The organism is Lysinibacillus sp. GW821-FHT14F06 (genome assembly GCF_058803665.1).
Map to the genome: position 1 here is coordinate 11,676 of NZ_JBXAPF010000037.1, position 17,269 is coordinate 28,944.

Below are 17,269 nucleotides of genomic sequence, written 5' to 3' on the forward strand. Positions count from 1 at the left end.
GAAAAGGAGAATATTTTATAAATGGGTAAATGAATTAAACCTCTATTGACGAGTTTACTTGTAACGGCAATATTTTATAGATGGATACGGAATTTTTAGAAAAGTCTAAAAGATGTGAGGGTAATATCAATTATTACTCAAGCATGTCGACCTGACTTGTAGTGATAAACTGCATTTCCTAATATTGTATATATTCTACATGTTGCTCCAATTTTCCTTGTAAAAAAACACGAATCGCAAATTGTCGATTCGTGTTTGTAATTTATAAAAGACTATATAGTTTAATGTTTTCGTTTTTATCAGCAAACCAACGCATAGCAAACTCATTTTCAAATAAGAAAACAAGATTATCAAAGCGGTCTTTAACAAGCATTGAACGTCCTGAAGACATGGATTCTTTTACATCCTCTACATTTTCAATCCATCGTGCAATTTTCGAACCAACTGGCTCCATCTTCACTTCAACATTATATTCGTTTTTCATACGATGCTCAAAAACCTCAAATTGTAATTGACCAACTGCTCCAAGAATAACTTCTTCTGTATGCAATGTTTTATAATATTGAATGGCGCCTTCTTGCACTAATTGTAAAATCCCTTTATGGAATTGCTTCGATTTCATCACGTTTTTCGCTGTAACACGCACAAATAACTCTGGCGTAAATTGTGGTAATTTTTCAAATTGGAATGTTTTCTTACCACCTACAACAGTGTCTCCAATTTGATATGTTCCTGTATCATATAAGCCGATAATATCGCCAGCAACAGCTTCATCTACTGTTTCACGATCATCCGCCAGGAATTGTGTAGATTGTGTCACTTTGAACGATTTGCCTGTACGAGATAATGTCATATTCATACCGCGTTCAAATTTACCGGATACAATACGAACAAAAGCGATACGGTCACGATGAGCAGGATTCATATTTGCTTGGATTTTGAATATAAAGCCTGAAAATTCACCATGTTCAACAGGATCAATAAACAGTTCGTCTTCGGTAATTCTAGGCTGAGGTGTCGGGGCAAATTGTAAATAAGTTTCAAGGAATGTTTGGACACCAAAGTTCGTTAAAGCAGAGCCAAAGAAAACTGGAGTTAGCTCACCACGTCGAATCTTTTCTTCAGAATACGCATTTCCCGCTTCATCAAGCAACATAATATCATCCATCGCTTGTGAATAATAAGAAGTGACCTTCATAGGATGCTCAACAGCAAGTTCTCCATCTTCATCAATTGGCAAGAAACGCTCTTCTTCATCAGTACGGAATTGCTCGATACGTTTATTATAACGATCATAAATACCTAGAAACTCTTTACCCATACCGATTGGCCAGTTCATTGGGTATGCGTGAATGCCCAGTACCTCCTCAAGCTCTTCAATCAGCTCAAGTGGCTCTTTCCCTTGACGGTCTAGTTTATTGATAAAAGTAAAAATTGGAATACCGCGCATTTTACAAACTTTGAATAGCTTTAAAGTTTGTGCTTCAATCCCTTTGGCAGCATCGACAACCATAACAGCACTATCCACAGCCATTAATGTACGATACGTATCCTCTGAGAAATCTTGGTGGCCTGGAGTATCTAAGATATTGACACGTGAGCCATTATAATCGAATTGCATCACGGAGGAAGTTACAGAAATCCCACGTTGCTTTTCAATTTCCATCCAGTCAGATGTTGCAAATTTACCTGTTTTTTTCCCTTTTACTGTACCAGCATCACGAATCGCACCACCGAATAGTAAAAGCTTTTCTGTAATCGTCGTTTTCCCAGCATCAGGGTGACTGATAATGGCAAATGTCCGACGTGATAATATATCTTTTTCTAAATTTGAATTCATCTCGTCATTCTCCTTTTTTCATACTTACTAATAATAAAAGAAGACTTGCCTTTCGTACAAGCTTTTTACATGAATTCCCCAAAAAGAAAACCCTTTAGTGACTACTAAAAGGGTACTTTAACATCCATCAGTATGTCTGAGATATTGAAATTTGCATATTGTCGCTTAAAAAATTTCAAACAGACATTGATAACGGGTCATTCATTATACGAATTTTAATCGACCCGCTTCTATGGCAATCTCTGCATCACTATGTGGATATTTTGTATTCTCAATAATTTGGTAATCCTCATGACCTTTACCAGCAAAAATAATCATATCTCCTGGTTCAGCAATCTCAATTGCGTGACGAACAGCCTCTGCACGATCTCCAATACAAGCATAATGTTCATGAAGCATCCCTTTGGCAAGATCGCCTGTTATACTATCATAGTCTTCGTAGCGCGGATCATCTGTCGTTAAAATCACATAATCTGCTGCTGATGCCTTCTCCGCCATTGCTGGACGTTTTGATTTATCACGATTACCACCTGTACCCACAAGGAAGATGAGCTTTCCTTTTTTATACGGTTGCGCTGCTGCAATCGCTTTTTCAATCGCATCAGGGGTATGTGCATAGTCCACAAAAATTTGCACTGGTAAATCTGAGCAAACTTTTTCCATACGTCCTTTTACTGGCGGCAATTGCTCAATCTGCTCAATAATTGTTTCCATAGAGTAACCACGACCATAAAATGCAACCATTGCAGCAAGTACATTGTAAATATTAAATTCCCCTAGTAAATTCATTTTTACGCGGAATATCCCTTCCTGCATTTCGACGTCAAAGGAAGTCATATAATCATGGTACTCACAGTTAATGGCTCGGAAATCAGCTGTTTCATTTATTAAACCATATGTCCATACTGGGAAGGGTGTCATTGCAGCATAGCGTTCTGACCATGCATCATCAGCATTTAACACCGCAAATTTATTTTTTTCTAAATCTTGTCCAAGCTGAGAGAATAGTAAGCCTTTTGCATGGCCATATTCCTCCATCGTACCATGGAAATCTAGATGATCATGAGTAAGATTTGTAAAAATGGCTACATCATAATCGACACCAGCCAAACGCCCTAATGCTAAACCGTGCGAAGAAACCTCCATTGTCATAAGACGACAGCCTTCCATTTTGGCACGGAAAATCATTTGCTGTGTCGATAAAGCATCGCTTGTTGTATTAGCAGATTCATATAAAATTCCATTTAAGTTAAAGCCAATGGTTCCAGTTAATGCAGATTTCTCTCCCATACCATGCATAATATTCTGAATAATACCTGTAACCGATGTTTTGCCATTTGTTCCTGTTACTCCTATCATTGCCATATCCTTTGAGGGATAGTCAAAGAACTTAGCAGCTAGTAAGCCAACTGCTCTGTCGGTATCTTTCACAATAACCTGTGCAATCGATTCTCCTAATGGTAATTCACGTTCAGTCACTACGATTGTCGCGCCACCCTCGACTGCTTTTTCTGCATAATCATGACCATCCACTGTGTAGCCCTTTATACAAACAAACATGCTATTAGGTTGCACACTTCGAGAATCCACCACAATATCACAGACTTGGTCTGGTAACACTCCAATTATTTTTTTCAAAGGTAATGCACTTAACAATTCCTCTGCATACATTTCATAGTCCTCCAATCAATCTCAACACTCATTTCATCATCCATTGTTTTTTCGACAAAAAATGACAATATGAATTCCCCCACTTTCTATTGAATTTATTTTACTACTTATTTCTCGATAAATAAAATGTCTCATGAGTCGTTTTTTCAATGAAAACGCTATCATTTCAATATAAAGTTAATAATCCGTCAAAATTGGTCTTTCTTATTAATAATCGCCATTTATCGACAACCATAATTCAAGTAAGTAAGAAAATGTGGTCTTTGGAGAATCAAGCACATAAAACAGAGAGGTGTCAAAAATTTTATAGTCTGACACCTCTCTCAATGCTATTTCATAATTGTTCGCACAATCTTAACTTTTTGTTTATATGGTGGAAAAAGAACATTTGTCTCCAATTTCGAAGATTTTTTTAGAATGGACTTTGGATGTGTAAAGTTTTCAAAGCTGGCCTTCCCATGGTAAGCTTTTACTCCTGACGGTCCAACACCGCCAAATGGTAGATGTAAATTGCCAACATGTGTAATCGTATCATTAATGCAACCGCCGCCAAATGGCAGCTCCTCTAAAAAGTACTGGATAGCCTTGTCATGCTCTGAGAAAAAATAGGCCGCTAAAGGCTTTGGTAACTGACGTATTTGATGAATTGCTAATGGTAAATCGTCATACATCATAACCGGTAAAATGGGGCCAAATAGTTCATCTTGCATGGAAGGATTTGACCATTTCACATATTCAATAATGGTAGGCTCAATATAAAGGTCATCACGATCTGTTCTTCCTCCAAATGTTATAGCGTCGCGTTCATCCTTTAAAATTTTCTGAAGACGATCAAATTGTCTTAAACTTACGATACGACCGTAATCAGAACTTTTCAATGCATTTTTCCCATAAAAAGAACGAATGGTTTCCTTTAATAATTTAATAAACGGGTCATAGACATCCTTATGGACTAGCAGATAATCTGGTGCTACACATGTCTGTCCAGTATTTGTAAATTTCCCCCAGGCAATTCTTTTAGCCGCTACTTCTAAATTAGCTGTTTGATCAACAATTGCAGGGCTTTTTCCCCCAAGCTCTAAGGCAACTGGTGTTAATCTTTCTGCTGCCGCCTTGGCCACCACTTTACCTACTGCCACACTACCTGTAAAGAATATATAGTCAAATGAGGCATGAATGAGGGCTGTTACTTCCTCCTTTTCCCCCTCAACAACGCGAACATAGAAGGGATGGAATGTTTCCTCAATTATTTTCTTTACAATCGCTGCTGTATGCACGGACGTTTCTGATGGTTTTACAATAGCCGTATTTCCTCCAACAATAGCTCCTACTAATGGCTCCATAACAAGCTGGAATGGATAATTAAATGGGCCAATAATTAGTGTCACTCCGTAGGGCTCTCGCACAATAAAGCTTTTACCCATCTGATATTGGATAGGAGTTTTAACAGCTTCTGGCTCCATCCATTCTTCTACATGCTTCACCATATAAGATATGCTGTCTAACACAATACCAATTTCTGTTGCGTATGCCTCAAATTCACTTTTTCGCAAATCTAAATACAGCGCATTTAAAATTTCTTTTTCGTATTTCAAAATAGATTTCTTCAGTTTAATTAATTGTTCTTTTCGGAATTTAGCACTCTTTGTCGCTCTTGAAAAATAAAATTGACGTTGCTCTGTAATCATATTTTCCACATCTTGAGTCGTAAAATTCATCTTAAAGCACCCCTTTTTTTAAAAATGGCATACATAGTTTTTTCATTTCGAAACAAACTATCATTGTCTATACGATACAACATTGAAGACAAAAATTCCTCTTTCTAACAAGGTGGTGTTGATGATTCAATGAGCTTAATCTTTTATGAGGTTTTAGTTTTTTGTTTTTTGGAAATATACAACTACATATTTAAAAATTGAAGTGGGGGCGTAGATGAATGACAACAACAACAGGAACTTGGTGGGAATCTATTTTTTCGGGACCATTAGCACACGGTATTTGTGAAGAAAAAATATTGCTATTGCAAGATGAGGCTTTCTTATATCTCTCTACAACATCGACAGAGAAAAATGATGAGACAGAAGTCAATTAAAAATAGCGCATTATAGGGGTGTATTTCCTATAATGCGCTATTTTTCATGCTTCATACATTTTCATTAATTAACTATCACTAATTGCTCTATTTGCTTTAACTCTACATCTAGTCGTTGGATAGCTTCTTCCTCAATTGCAAAGCCTCCATTTTCAAGTCGAATAATTTGTTGATCTAAAATATATACAGAATGAGCAATGTTTGTGGCCCCTAAGACTGCCAAAATCGGTTTTAAAGCATATTCAAGTGCAAGTAAATGGCCAATAGAGCCGCCCACTGCAATCGGCAAAATTAGCTTTCCAAGCAATGCCTTTTGCGGTAACAAATCTATATACGTTTTTAAAATACCTGTATAGGATGCTTTATAAATCGGCGTTAAAACTACAATGATGTCCGCTTCTTCTATTTGCTTATTTTCAGAAATAATAGCCTTGCTTGTAAAATTAGCTGTTAGCAAATCCTCTGCAGGCAATTCGTATACAAAATTATTGTGGACAGTTATCCCCTGTGCTTTAAAAAAGTTCTCCACTTTTTCATGAATAGCTGTTACACGAGAATTTTTTGAATTACTTCCATTAATGATAACTGCTTTTGTCATCCTGACCACTCCTTTTAATTAGTAAAATAATTCCTCAAACATATAACATAAACAATTAACATCTCATGTTGACCGGTTCTCCCTCTATCCCAATAGGAGACATAAAAATAATAAAAAAAGCCTCTATATCTACAAAGTGAAAATTCGCTTTGTAATAGAAGCCTCTAGATGTCTAGTCAACTCAATAACGCAAAATACCAAGTAATCTTATAAATTTAATTTATCATAAAAACCTACAAAGTCAATAGGCTTTTTACCAAAAAAATCTACATTCATTTTATTTGATAATGAATGTAGATATACAGGTTATTGATGTATAGCTTTATTAAAAATGCCTTTTGCTGCGTCGCCAATATGCTCTGATACTGTTGGATGTGGGAATATCATTTTTGCAAGCGTATGAGCAGTGCCACCAGCATTTTTCGTCGCTAAAATTGCATTTAGTATTTCTGTTGCCCCATCAGCAACTACACATGCGCCTAATATATGCCCCTCTGCTTTTGTAGCAATCAGCTTTACAAAGCCTTCTGTATTTTCCTCCATTAGTGCCTTAGAATTGGAGTGAACAGGCATTTTTACAACAGTATATGGCTCCTTCACCTGATTCTCTAATAAACCAAATGTAGCAATTTCAGGATGTGTATAAACACAACGAGGAATAGCTTCTTGTTCAATTAATGGAGGTTTATTTCCTAAAATATGATCGATTACATGAATACCCTCTGCACTAGCTGAATGAGCTAACTGATAGCCACCAACTAAATCACCTATTGCATAAATATGTGGCTGACTTGTTTCTAGATGCTCATTGATAGCAATTAAACGACCGTCAAATGTTAATCCCAATTGCTGAGCTATTTCTGTATTTGGACGTCTACCTGTCGCAAATAAAAGATTTTCATATGTATAAATTCCTTTAGATGTATGAATTTCATTGTCTTTAAAATGGTTAAATTGAAAATTCGTTACAAGTTCAATCCCAAGTTTTTTCATTTTTTGTCGTATTAGAGGTCTTGCATCCGGTTCTTCCGTCTGTAAAATATCCTCACTATGATTCAGCATTGTTACCTTTGTTCCAAGTGGCGCTAAGCTAAATGCCATTTCTACTGCAATAACACCGCCGCCAATAATGGTTAACTGCTTTGGTAGCTCATCAATAGTAAAAAAAGTATCTGTCGTATAGTATCTAGATGACTCTAAACCTTTGAATGGTGGTACAAATGGTTTACTTCCTGTTGCTAGAATAATATCCGTCGCAGTAAAGATTTTTTTTCCGACAGTTACAGTCAAATCCTTCGTAACTGAAGCTTCACCGCGGTAAAACGTGATGTGATTACTTAAAATATAACCTTCAATATTTGCTAAAAGTTCTTTAATCAAGGAATCCTTCCGCTGCATCAACCGTGGAAAATTCACATTTACTTCAGGTGTTTCAATACCCCAATCATTACCGCGTTTTATTTCCTGCACAAGCTTACTATGCTCCAGCAAGATCTTAGAAGGGATACACCCAACATTGTAGCAGGCACCTCCTACTTTATGACGTTCTACTAAAGCTACTTTCTTACCACTTTTAGCTGCATAAATAGCTGCCACATAGCCGCCTGGACCTGCGCCAATAATTGCAATATCAAATTTTTCCATAAATTTCACCTCATTTACCACCATATCACTTACAAAATTTGAATGCAATGAGATATCATTTACAGAAAATTTAGTAATATTTTCTTGATTAAAACAGGTACGAACCATGAAAAAGTTTTGTTAAGTTATGATGCAACATTTTGAATATATGGTAAGCAGCAAAAAGTCTCTCATCTTCTTTTTAAAAACATGAGAGACTTTATTAATATCGAATAAAGTGTCACGCATACATGGTTTACTCGACTCAGTGTAAAAGTATGATGCAAATCAGTTAGCCATTCCTTGTGGATAAATACGACTAGTTAATAAATATTACGCTGCCAAAATCGTTGCTGGGCAATGGCATCAACATACTTTCTTGCAAAATCTTTATTACCCGTTGCCAACACAATCCCTGGTCCTACATTTGCATTGGACATATTAAAAAATGTCGTTCCCGTTGTAGCAATACCAATTGGCTTATAATGACGATACGATTCGTTCATGTAGTTAACAATATGAGTATTAAACTTCGCCTGATTATTTGCCTTTACACCTACAACATATAATGAATCAAATAATACTGCATCGGTTGTAATGAATGTTTCACTTGCGGTTAATTGTACACCATTACTACTAGTCACTACCCCTAGCCTATCTGAAATAATACTGTATCGTACGCCTTGCCTTGTTAAATACTTCAGCACTTCTCCCACCTCATTAGCGTCAAAACCATCGCCAATAAGCACACCAACCCTTAGTGTTTGAGGTACTTTTATTGTATTCGCCTGGCTCAGCGCTGGGGAGGATGCTGTAACATTTATTTGTTCACCGGTTGGGCGATTGACCCCAACATTATCCGCTATTGTTGTTGCCATCGCTTTATCCACTCGAACAAACATATTGACGACCTGCTGGCGTACTGATTTACTTTTTACTTTTCCTACCTCAAAGCTAAAGGCTTCAATAATATGCTGCTTTTCAGGAGGCGACATACTATTCCAGAACAACCTAGCCTGTGAAAAGTGATCATCAAAGGATTTGCTTCGCGCTCGTGTAATACGCCCTTCCACCTTTTCCTCATAGTGAACATAGCCGCCCTCCTTTGCTGTAGATGTCGAAGGAGTATTATTTGCCAAGGAGTTTTTATGGTAACTGACCCTTCCTAAATTGATGGTTTGTCGACTAAAGCCATTGCGTTGATTGTTGTGAATTGGGCAGACAGGTCGATTAATCGGTATTTCCGCAAAGTTAGGTCCACCTAGGCGTATGAGCTGTGTATCTAAATAAGAAAATAGACGCCCCTGTAAAAGTGGATCATTGGTAAAATCTATACCTGGTACTACATTTCCTGGATGGAAGGCGACCTGTTCTGTTTCAGCAAAAACATTATCCACATTACGATTCAAGGTCATTTTGCCAATTTTTTTCACAGGCACCATTTCTTCAGGCCAAAGCTTTGTAGCATCTAAAATATCAAAATCAAATTTAAATTCATCCTCTGGCTCAAGCATCTGCACGCCTAGCTCAAATTCAGGGTAATCGCCAATTTCAATAGCTTCCCATAAATCACGTCGTTGAAAATCTGAATCCTTTCCACCGATAATTTGTGCCTCATCCCAAACCAATGAATGAACTCCTAGCACAGGCTTCCAATGAAACTTCACAAATCTTGACTTTCCTTTTTCATTGACGAAACGGAATGCATGGACACCGAAGCCCTCCATCATCCGAAAGCTTCTAGGTATTGCTCGATCCGACATAACCCACATCACCATATGTGCAATTTCTTGATTATTCGCGACAAAGTCCCAAAATGTATCGTGCGCAGAGGCAGCTTGGGGCATATCATTATGAGGCTCTGGTTTTACAGCATGAATTAAATCAGGAAACTTAATGGCATCCTGAATAAAAAAGACAGGAATATTATTGCCAACTAAATCATAATTGCCTTCATCAGTGTAAAACTTCGTGGCAAACCCACGTACATCTCGAGCTGTATCCATCGAGCCGAGACTTCCCACTACTGTCGAAAACCTTACAAAGACAGGCGTTTTTTTTCCAGGTTCCTGTAAAAACCTTGCCTTTGTATACTCTTTCATCGACTCATACAATTCAAATTCGCCATGAGCAGCAAATCCTCTTGCATGAACGACACGCTCAGGGATACGCTCATGATCAAAATGAGTTATTTTTTCTCTGAGGTGGAAATCCTCCATTATCGTTGGACCACGTACTCCTGCTTTCAAGGAATCTTCATCATTCGAAACTTTAAGCCCCTGATTTGTCGTCATCTTTGTTCCATCATTATCAACACGAAATTGCTCTAACTGCTGATCCTTTGCATTCTCCTCTAAATCTTTGCGTTGATTCGACTTAGATTTATCCACACAATCCCCTTTCATTTCCATACTCATAATTCTCAATATACACTATATGTTTTTCTGGAATAAACATGCTTTCAAAAGAAGTCCTCAAAGAATGATAAAATGTGGCAACGTTTTTCCTATTAAATGCAAGAAAACCTTGATTGGCCATAAGCCTCTCAAGGTTACTCATTGTTATTCTGCGATCTTTATAATATTTGTCATTTTCTCAAGCTGTCGGACCGTTGGTGTTAAATTGGCAAAGAAATAGGCCTCTCGAAGCTTGCGTGAAGGTGCACTACCAACGATATAACCAGCAGATCCATTGTGCAACATATTTGCCTGTACTGCCGCCAATGTGGCATAGACTGTCTGTAGGCGAAGCTGACAAATTGCATATAAATCCGTTCCACCTGCTAGCACGATTGATTGTAAGGCTTCTTGTAATTGTTGAAGCTCTTTTGCAAGTTCATCTGCCTGAACCTGTAAATAATCATTACAGCCATTCTGCTTTGCTTTCACTTTTTCTATTCCTTCAATGCACGCCTCCAGCACACCAAAGCCTAGTGGTATTTGATACAGTACAAATGTCGGTCGAATCGTATCAACAAATATATTAGCATCGTGTGCAACTACATATTCATCAGCTACAAAGACTTGATCAAATTTGCAGCTATAAGTGGCACTACCATTAACTCCTAAGAAATGAACTTTTTCTTTCAGAGTGATTGATGAATTATTTGTATTGACGAATAGCATCACTTCTTTTCCTTCATAGCAGGCAATGGCTCCAAACCAATGATTATCGGCTAAGTTGGAAACGGCAGGTAACACACCGTTTAAAAGATAGCCACCGTCAACACGTTCAGCTGATAAATGCAGCTTTTCTAGACCTGCGTAAAACTTCATAGGATTCGATAAACCTGTGGCTCCAAGCAGCTCTCCACCTTCAAGTAAAGGTAATACTGCTGCACGTAACCCAGAATTGCTCGTTTTACGAATATAGGTTAATGCAGCAAGGTGGCACCATAGGCAAAATGCAGTTGTCATACAGACCTTTGCCGTTTCTTGTACAATTGTTAGCTCATCTAGAAGTGTACTTTGTTCATCCTTTTGTGATGATTCGAAAAAACCTGCTTTTCCAAGAGCAAATAAATATTCCTCCGCATAATAAGCTTCCTCATCAATCTTTTTTACAAACGGCTTTAATTTTTCATCTATTAAAGCCTGTAAAACTACTGCTTCTACTGCCATGGCTCCCACTCCTATCCTTCACTTAACCTGCTATTTTCTTAACTTTACTTATCTGCTAATTCTGTTAACGATGTAATTGGTGTTTGTACAGCCTCCCGAGCTCGTTTTACTGCCGCTTCATCTGGTGCATCGTAGAAGCATAAACATTTTGACATATCCTCACAAACATAGGTGCGAGAAAAATGTACTTCAGGTACTTCTTCATAATGAACTGAATTTTTCTTTTTACGTGCTAAGTATTGATCCATTGTTATCTCCGCAGGAATTTCCCACTCCACTAAGTAATTCACTACTTCCTGATTTTGTTTGACATCTTCAAGCTCTTTACCAACAAGACGTACTTCCTTCACTAAATCTGCTTGTACATGCTGAGCTCTTAATGCCTCAGTTGCTTGTGCTTCTTCACTAGCTTCTACAATGAAGTAAGCGCGGCTAAAATCTTTAGCTACCTGCACCTCAATCACTGTCACATCCTGTGAATCACTGATACGCTCCACTAATGCTGAAAACTGCTCTTTGTTTGTAATTGCACTTACTGTTGATTCTACCAAATATAAACTCATAGTAAATACCTCCGAATAGTTAGTTTTTTCTTTATGTGAGTTATTTTATTATACTTACTTAATAAAAACAACTGAATTTACTAAAAATTATATTTTGTGCTACACTACTGCATGGAGGGAATACTATGAAAACACGTTATGACTTACCATGCAATATTGCACAAACTTTAAATATTATCGGTGATCGCTGGACTTTACTCATTTTGCATGAGCTTTTAATTGGTCAAACAAATTTCAATGATATTAAATTAAATTTGCCAGGACTTTCAGCGAATCTCTTATCTGCACGCTTAAAATCATTGGAGGAAGCTGGATTAGTAGCATCAACCCTTTATTCAGCACATCCACCACGCTATGCCTATTCACTCACAGATTCAGGTAAGGCATTGGAGCCAATATTTAACGCCATGATTTTATGGGGCAGTGAACATTTAGATCAGTGCTACAAAGAAATTGTTGATGCAAAGACAGGGGAACGTGTAGAAATTGGCTATTATGCAAAAAATACGGGTGAGCGCATTGATACCATTCAAATACGTCCTATTGCGAAATAAGCTAATTGAACCACTTATAGCCTCTACATAGCCAGGAATTCTGCCATACTTCGGCAGAATTCTAGCAGCTATCCTATGCTCCCTGTCCTCCCCAGATTTTTGTCACCCAATTTTCAAAATAACGGATGGCTTTGTCTAAAAGTAAGCCTAGTACACCAATTACAATAATAGCTGCCATGACTAAATCCAGACTTAGTGAATTTCGTGCATCCACTATTAAAAATCCCAGACCAGATTGTGCACCTACCATTTCGCCCGCCACAAGGAATATCCATGCACTACCTAAAGCCATATGCAAGCCATTTGCAATCATTGGAAAGGCAGCTGGAAAAACTATTTTTTTCAATAAATGGAACTGAGACATTTCAAAATTTGCTGCAACTCGTAGATAAACATTATCCACTTTTTTCACTGCTGACACGGTTGATAGTAGTACAGGAAAAAAAGCAGCAATAAAAATAATTACAATAGCTGGCATATTTCCAATGCCAAACCACAAGACAATAAATGGTGACCATGCAATTGGCGAAACAGGTCGTAGTACTTGCACAATTGGATCTAAAATAGACCAAACCTTCATCCATCTACCTAGAAAAAGCCCCAAAATAACTGCTACTACCACTGCTAATAAATAACCACTAAAAAATCGAAATAGACTAATTTGTATATGCTCAAAAATAGAGCCATCTTTGATAATTTCAATTAATGCTGTTAAAACATCTAATGGTGGTGGAAATAATGCTGCATCATGTCCTCCAATAACCGTAACTAGTTGCCAAATGCAAAGCAATAGTATTAATCCAAGTAAAATAGGTCCTATTTTTTTCATTCAACTATCACCCTACTTTTCTTCAATTAATGAAGTATCCACAAATTCATCATAAGTTGGCGGATTTTCTGATAAGCCCATTTCTATTAGTGAATCTCTTAAAATCTTATAGGCATCTTCTTCAATTTTTAAATTATTATATGAAATCCAATTCAACGATAAATCTAACACTTCTTTATCCACTTTTATATACTCTGCTACTACCTCATGAGCATGGTCATCATTGGCATTCATCAACTCACCTGCTGCCGCATAATCCTTAACAAATTGTTTAGCAATATCTTTGTGTTCCTCAATAAATGCATTTCGTAATACTAAACCACAGTCAATAGAGTTTGACCAGATTTCTTCAGACTGGAATAAAACCTTTCCTTTTTTAAGTGATACAGAAATCGCACCAAATGGTTCTGCAACCACATATCCTGCAATTCGCCCTTCTGCTAAAGCAGCTGGCATTTCTGCTGGAGGAAGCTCCACAACATCAACATCCTGATAATTTATACCAGCGTCCTGAAGCATTCGATACAATAAAATATTATGTGTGGAGTATTTATTTGGGATAGCGAAGCTTTTTCCCTTTAAATCTTCAGCTTTTTCAACATTAGGTGCCACAACGATAACATTACCATCACGATGTCCTAGTGCTACAGCCTTTAAATCTATTCCCTGCTCCTTTGCCTTCATTGCAAGCTGAATTAGTACGGATGCGCCGTCTATTTTACCTGTATTTAATGCATCCATTAGCTCCGGCCAAGACCCGAATTTTACAAGCTCAATAGCATAGCCCTCGTATTCTTTATCTGTCTGCATGTAAAGTGGTGCCGCATGAGTAATAGGTAGGTAGCCAATTTTTACAATTTCTTTTTCGTCTGCTGTGTTTGTACTGCCATTCTCTTCACTTTTTCCACAAGCTGATAAAATAAGTAATAAAGTCAATATAAAAAATAATGGTAAATATTTTTTCATTGATATTCCTCCGTATTAAATGTTGTATTCAATCGTGTCCTGCGATTGTGTGAATTGGAATTCATTAAAAATAACTTCTCGGAAATGTTGGAATTCCGAGTCTGCTCGATCTCTGGGCTTAGTACTTCGTAAATGTAGTTCACGATGAATACGCCCAGGATTTGGACTCATAATAAATATTCGATCTGCCAAATAAATCGCTTCATCAATATCATGTGTTACCAATAAAATAGTTGTTCGCTCTTCCTTTTGAATGGCGAGAAGCTCATCCTGCAAATAATAACGAGTAAATGTATCAAGTGCTGCAAATGGTTCATCCATCAAAATTACCTCAGGTCGTATTGCTAGTGCACGAGCAATTGCTACACGCTGCTGCATTCCTCCTGATAATTCACTAGGTAATGCGGAAAGACGATCATCTAAACCTACAAGCTTGAGATAGTGTTTAGCACGCTGCTGACGCTCTATCTTAGATAATGCCTCCCCTTCTAAAGCCAGCTCCACATTTTTTTGTACAGATCGCCAAGGAAGTAGCCCATAATTTTGCATCAGCATAATACAACGCTTGCTTGCCTTTGTTACAAGTTGATTATCTAGCAGCACTTGCCCAGTTGTTGGTTGTTCAAAGCCACCAACTAAATTTAAAAGTGTACTTTTACCACAACCACTTTTACCTAAAATGGCGATTATTTCACCCTTTTGAATATCCAATGAAATTTGATTAAGCACTATTTGTTCGATAAATTTTTTACTTACCTGCTGAATAGAAATTAACGGTGCTGTCATCTGAATAATGTCACCTCGTTTATTCTTATAATTTTACTAGGTTTAATATGTTTTAAGTTATTTTATTATACTCAGTTTAAAATTACAACCTAATTTTATGAAAAAAAATTGTATTCAGACAATTTACTACTTAAGAACAATAAAAAGCAGATTTTCTATAGTAACTAGAAAACCTGCCATTTCATTTTAAAATATGTATTTTATCATTTCATGTATATTGCAATAAGGATTGTCACGACTTTGCGTTTTCCGAAATACCATCATTTCTGTGCAATTTTTTATCGCAACCTCATGACGCAGTGCAATAGGCGCAATAATAGACTCGTCTGCCTTATGACGAAAATAGCGTGAAACACCTAGGTGCTGTTCCATTTTGTCATTTAATACAGCACGAGGATACTTTTCTGAAATATCAACCTCCTCAAAATGCAAAAGTAGCCATAGTTCAAATGCTTCATTTGTATAAGCAATATGAATGTTTTTCTCCTCACAAAAATCATTAACTTCCTCTAATTGCTTTTCCGTTAAATCATCCTTATCAAACACAATCCAGACCTCATCAAAATATTGATAGCTTGAATCCCGATACGCATGCTGTGCTAGCTTAATTGCTGAACGTTTAACATTTTTTATTTTGACACTTACCAATTTAGAGCGCTTTAAAATACGCAATTGCTCAAAATAAATGCGCTCTGTTTCACCTTCACAATAAATTAAAATAGTTTTACGCAGTGTTCGATTCCCTTGTTGACGTACTCTCACTGCTCAGATACCTCCACTTCACCTAAATATTGATTTGATAAATATTCATTAATAACGGGTGTTGCACCAAACTCTCCTTTTAAGTAACGCTTTGCATAGGAAATATCTCCACGCTTCTTCTGCAAATCTGCAAAATCAAATAGGGAGTATAATTCTGATTCATTTTTAAAGCTTTTATTGACAAACCAAATTTGATCGGAACGGAGTGGCTGATCTAGTAAATCAATTTCATGGCTAGTGACAACAAATTGATTACAGACGTTTCGATTACTGTTCATAATAGCCATTAAAAATTCGCAAATGGATACATGAAAGGCCGTATCAAATTCATCTATAAAAATGGTCTTTCCTTTATTGTATGCATCGACCATAACACACGCTAAATGCAGCATTCGGACAGTTCCCTTTGAATCCATTGTCCAATTAATCGTCTCTGTTCCAATTGGAGCACCTGTTTCATCGAACGATAAATAGTGCAAATCAATATCAACCTCTTGAATAACCTCTGGTGTATCAAATTCATAGCCAATGGTATTTTTCTCTCTGCGTTCAACTCGTCTAGCTGTTACATCCTGAATAGAAAAATCAGCAATTTTTAGTAGCTTAATTACCTCTCTCTTAAATGGCTCCTCTTCAAGTTTACGAATAAGAGGGTGACTTGATAACCGATTTGCCTCATCTAAAAACAGAATTTTATGTAAAAACCAATCAAATATTTTGGTTGCATCAGAATCATTAAATACATTTAAAACAGATAAAAAAGCGGTATTATTCCTCGTATATTTTGTCAATTCAAGAGCTGTGTGTTGAGCCGTTTCATATAAATATTCTGCCCCATCCCACTGTCTGCTAAAGAGCTGCTCCTTCGTGGACTTTGTTTCCTTAGTAAGGCTCTCATAAAGTACCTGTGATGCATTATACTGTACCTCATAATCATATAGAATCCCATCTAATAATAATGAAATCATAAACTCAGTTGGCTGCTCTTGCTGCCCCCCTAGCTTAAACGGTTGGTAGGGCAAGCGTAGTTGTTTAACATTATTAAGGTTTTCAAAATTAAACAATAACGTACGCAACACTTTAATAGCTGTAAACAAATTTGATTTTCCACTGCCATTTGGTCCAAAAATAAAGGCACTTTTTACAAGTCGAAAGGCGTCTAGTTGAATAGTATGTGAGTCCTTTAATTTTCGAATACGGCTTCCCGCTACCATTGAAAATAGTGTTTCATCTTTATAACTTAAACAATTTTTCACTCTAAAATCTACAAGCATGTGTAAGCCCCCGTTCAATTCCACAACATTCCTTTAAAAGATTATTATACTATAGACGTGAAAAAAATTAGCTATAAAAGGTGAAACATGG

The 17,269-nt window shown here is 37.0% G+C and carries 15 protein-coding genes; 2 read left to right on the forward strand and 13 right to left on the reverse strand.

What is annotated here, in order from left to right; genetic code table 11:
• Positions 1-262 precede the first annotated feature (262 nt).
• From AC1RNS_RS22585 to AC1RNS_RS22595, 3 genes are all read right to left on the reverse strand, one after another.
• Positions 263-1,840 (reverse strand): peptide chain release factor 3, encoded by a 1,578-nt coding sequence (locus AC1RNS_RS22585; RefSeq protein WP_492995922.1) that lies wholly within the window; start codon positions 1,838-1,840, stop codon positions 263-265.
• Positions 1,841-2,044: 204 nt separating this feature from the next.
• Positions 2,045-3,511: a UDP-N-acetylmuramoyl-L-alanyl-D-glutamate--2,6-diaminopimelate ligase gene (locus AC1RNS_RS22590; RefSeq protein WP_492995924.1), complete on the reverse strand. Its 1,467-nt coding sequence runs from the start codon at positions 3,509-3,511 to the stop codon at positions 2,045-2,047.
• Positions 3,512-3,840: 329 nt separating this feature from the next.
• Positions 3,841-5,229, reverse strand: coding sequence for an aldehyde dehydrogenase (locus tag AC1RNS_RS22595; RefSeq protein ID WP_492995926.1), 1,389 nt, complete (start codon positions 5,227-5,229; stop codon positions 3,841-3,843).
• A gap of 218 nt (positions 5,230-5,447) precedes the next feature.
• Between AC1RNS_RS22595 and AC1RNS_RS22600 the strand changes: the two genes are divergently transcribed.
• Positions 5,448-5,603 (forward strand): hypothetical protein, encoded by a 156-nt coding sequence (locus AC1RNS_RS22600; RefSeq protein ID WP_492995928.1) that lies wholly within the window; start codon positions 5,448-5,450, stop codon positions 5,601-5,603.
• 64 nt (positions 5,604-5,667) lie between these two features.
• Here AC1RNS_RS22600 and ssuE read toward each other — a convergent pair whose 3' ends face one another.
• The 5 genes from ssuE to AC1RNS_RS22625 form a co-directional block, all read right to left on the reverse strand.
• A complete protein-coding gene (gene ssuE, locus AC1RNS_RS22605; protein ID WP_492995930.1) occupies positions 5,668-6,201 on the reverse strand; it encodes an NADPH-dependent FMN reductase in 534 nt (177 codons plus the stop codon).
• A gap of 306 nt (positions 6,202-6,507) precedes the next feature.
• Complete coding sequence (gene lpdA / locus AC1RNS_RS22610; protein ID WP_492995932.1) at positions 6,508-7,845, reverse strand: dihydrolipoyl dehydrogenase; 1,338 nt, start codon at positions 7,843-7,845, stop codon at positions 6,508-6,510.
• A gap of 302 nt (positions 7,846-8,147) precedes the next feature.
• Positions 8,148-10,229: a catalase gene (locus tag AC1RNS_RS22615; RefSeq protein WP_492995983.1), complete on the reverse strand. Its 2,082-nt coding sequence runs from the start codon at positions 10,227-10,229 to the stop codon at positions 8,148-8,150.
• 156 nt (positions 10,230-10,385) lie between these two features.
• On the reverse strand, positions 10,386-11,444 hold the full coding sequence (locus AC1RNS_RS22620; RefSeq protein ID WP_492995934.1) for an acyl-CoA dehydrogenase family protein: 1,059 nt from the start codon (positions 11,442-11,444) through the stop codon (positions 10,386-10,388).
• 44 nt (positions 11,445-11,488) lie between these two features.
• The gene (locus AC1RNS_RS22625) at positions 11,489-12,007 is read right to left on the reverse strand and encodes a DUF4242 domain-containing protein (protein WP_492995936.1); all 519 of its coding nucleotides are present in this window, start codon (positions 12,005-12,007) and stop codon (positions 11,489-11,491) included.
• 125 nt (positions 12,008-12,132) lie between these two features.
• Here AC1RNS_RS22625 and AC1RNS_RS22630 point away from each other — a divergent pair, with 125 nt between their 5' ends.
• Positions 12,133-12,561 (forward strand): winged helix-turn-helix transcriptional regulator, encoded by a 429-nt coding sequence (locus AC1RNS_RS22630; protein WP_492995938.1) that lies wholly within the window; start codon positions 12,133-12,135, stop codon positions 12,559-12,561.
• Positions 12,562-12,634: 73 nt separating this feature from the next.
• Here the strand turns inward: AC1RNS_RS22630 and AC1RNS_RS22635 are convergent, their stop codons facing one another.
• The 5 genes from AC1RNS_RS22635 to AC1RNS_RS22655 form a co-directional block, all read right to left on the reverse strand.
• Entirely contained in the window at positions 12,635-13,390 is a 756-nt protein-coding gene (locus AC1RNS_RS22635; RefSeq protein WP_492995940.1) for an ABC transporter permease, read from the reverse strand.
• 12 nt (positions 13,391-13,402) lie between these two features.
• Entirely contained in the window at positions 13,403-14,356 is a 954-nt protein-coding gene (locus tag AC1RNS_RS22640; protein ID WP_492995942.1) for an ABC transporter substrate-binding protein, read from the reverse strand.
• Positions 14,357-14,371: 15 nt separating this feature from the next.
• Positions 14,372-15,142 (reverse strand): ABC transporter ATP-binding protein, encoded by a 771-nt coding sequence (locus AC1RNS_RS22645; RefSeq protein ID WP_492995944.1) that lies wholly within the window; start codon positions 15,140-15,142, stop codon positions 14,372-14,374.
• A gap of 186 nt (positions 15,143-15,328) precedes the next feature.
• Positions 15,329-15,904 (reverse strand): RloB family protein, encoded by a 576-nt coding sequence (locus AC1RNS_RS22650; protein WP_492995946.1) that lies wholly within the window; start codon positions 15,902-15,904, stop codon positions 15,329-15,331.
• Positions 15,901-17,178 (reverse strand): AAA family ATPase, encoded by a 1,278-nt coding sequence (locus tag AC1RNS_RS22655; protein ID WP_492995948.1) that lies wholly within the window; start codon positions 17,176-17,178, stop codon positions 15,901-15,903. Before AC1RNS_RS22655 ends, AC1RNS_RS22650 begins: the two co-directional genes overlap by 4 nt.
• Between the last annotated feature and the right edge of the window lie 91 nt (positions 17,179-17,269).

Bases quoted from the DNA above. Each gene is read 5' to 3' on its own strand.
- AC1RNS_RS22635 (WP_492995940.1), bottom strand. From the start codon at position 13,390: ATGAAAAAAATAGGACCTATTTTACTTGGATTAATACTATTGCTTTGC.
- AC1RNS_RS22600 (WP_492995928.1), top strand. From the start codon at position 5,448: ATGACAACAACAACAGGAACTTGGTGGGAATCTATTTTTTCGGGACCA.
- AC1RNS_RS22590 (WP_492995924.1), bottom strand. From the start codon at position 3,511: ATGTATGCAGAGGAATTGTTAAGTGCATTACCTTTGAAAAAAATAATT.
- lpdA (WP_492995932.1), bottom strand. From the start codon at position 7,845: ATGGAAAAATTTGATATTGCAATTATTGGCGCAGGTCCAGGCGGCTAT.
- ssuE (WP_492995930.1), bottom strand. From the start codon at position 6,201: ATGACAAAAGCAGTTATCATTAATGGAAGTAATTCAAAAAATTCTCGT.
- AC1RNS_RS22585 (WP_492995922.1), bottom strand. From the start codon at position 1,840: ATGAATTCAAATTTAGAAAAAGATATATTATCACGTCGGACATTTGCC.
- AC1RNS_RS22640 (WP_492995942.1), bottom strand. From the start codon at position 14,356: ATGAAAAAATATTTACCATTATTTTTTATATTGACTTTATTACTTATT.
- AC1RNS_RS22625 (WP_492995936.1), bottom strand. From the start codon at position 12,007: ATGAGTTTATATTTGGTAGAATCAACAGTAAGTGCAATTACAAACAAA.
- AC1RNS_RS22615 (WP_492995983.1), bottom strand. From the start codon at position 10,229: ATGAAAGGGGATTGTGTGGATAAATCTAAGTCGAATCAACGCAAAGAT.
- AC1RNS_RS22595 (WP_492995926.1), bottom strand. From the start codon at position 5,229: ATGAATTTTACGACTCAAGATGTGGAAAATATGATTACAGAGCAACGT.
- AC1RNS_RS22620 (WP_492995934.1), bottom strand. From the start codon at position 11,444: ATGGCAGTAGAAGCAGTAGTTTTACAGGCTTTAATAGATGAAAAATTA.
- AC1RNS_RS22645 (WP_492995944.1), bottom strand. From the start codon at position 15,142: ATGACAGCACCGTTAATTTCTATTCAGCAGGTAAGTAAAAAATTTATC.
- AC1RNS_RS22630 (WP_492995938.1), top strand. From the start codon at position 12,133: ATGAAAACACGTTATGACTTACCATGCAATATTGCACAAACTTTAAAT.
- AC1RNS_RS22655 (WP_492995948.1), bottom strand. From the start codon at position 17,178: ATGCTTGTAGATTTTAGAGTGAAAAATTGTTTAAGTTATAAAGATGAA.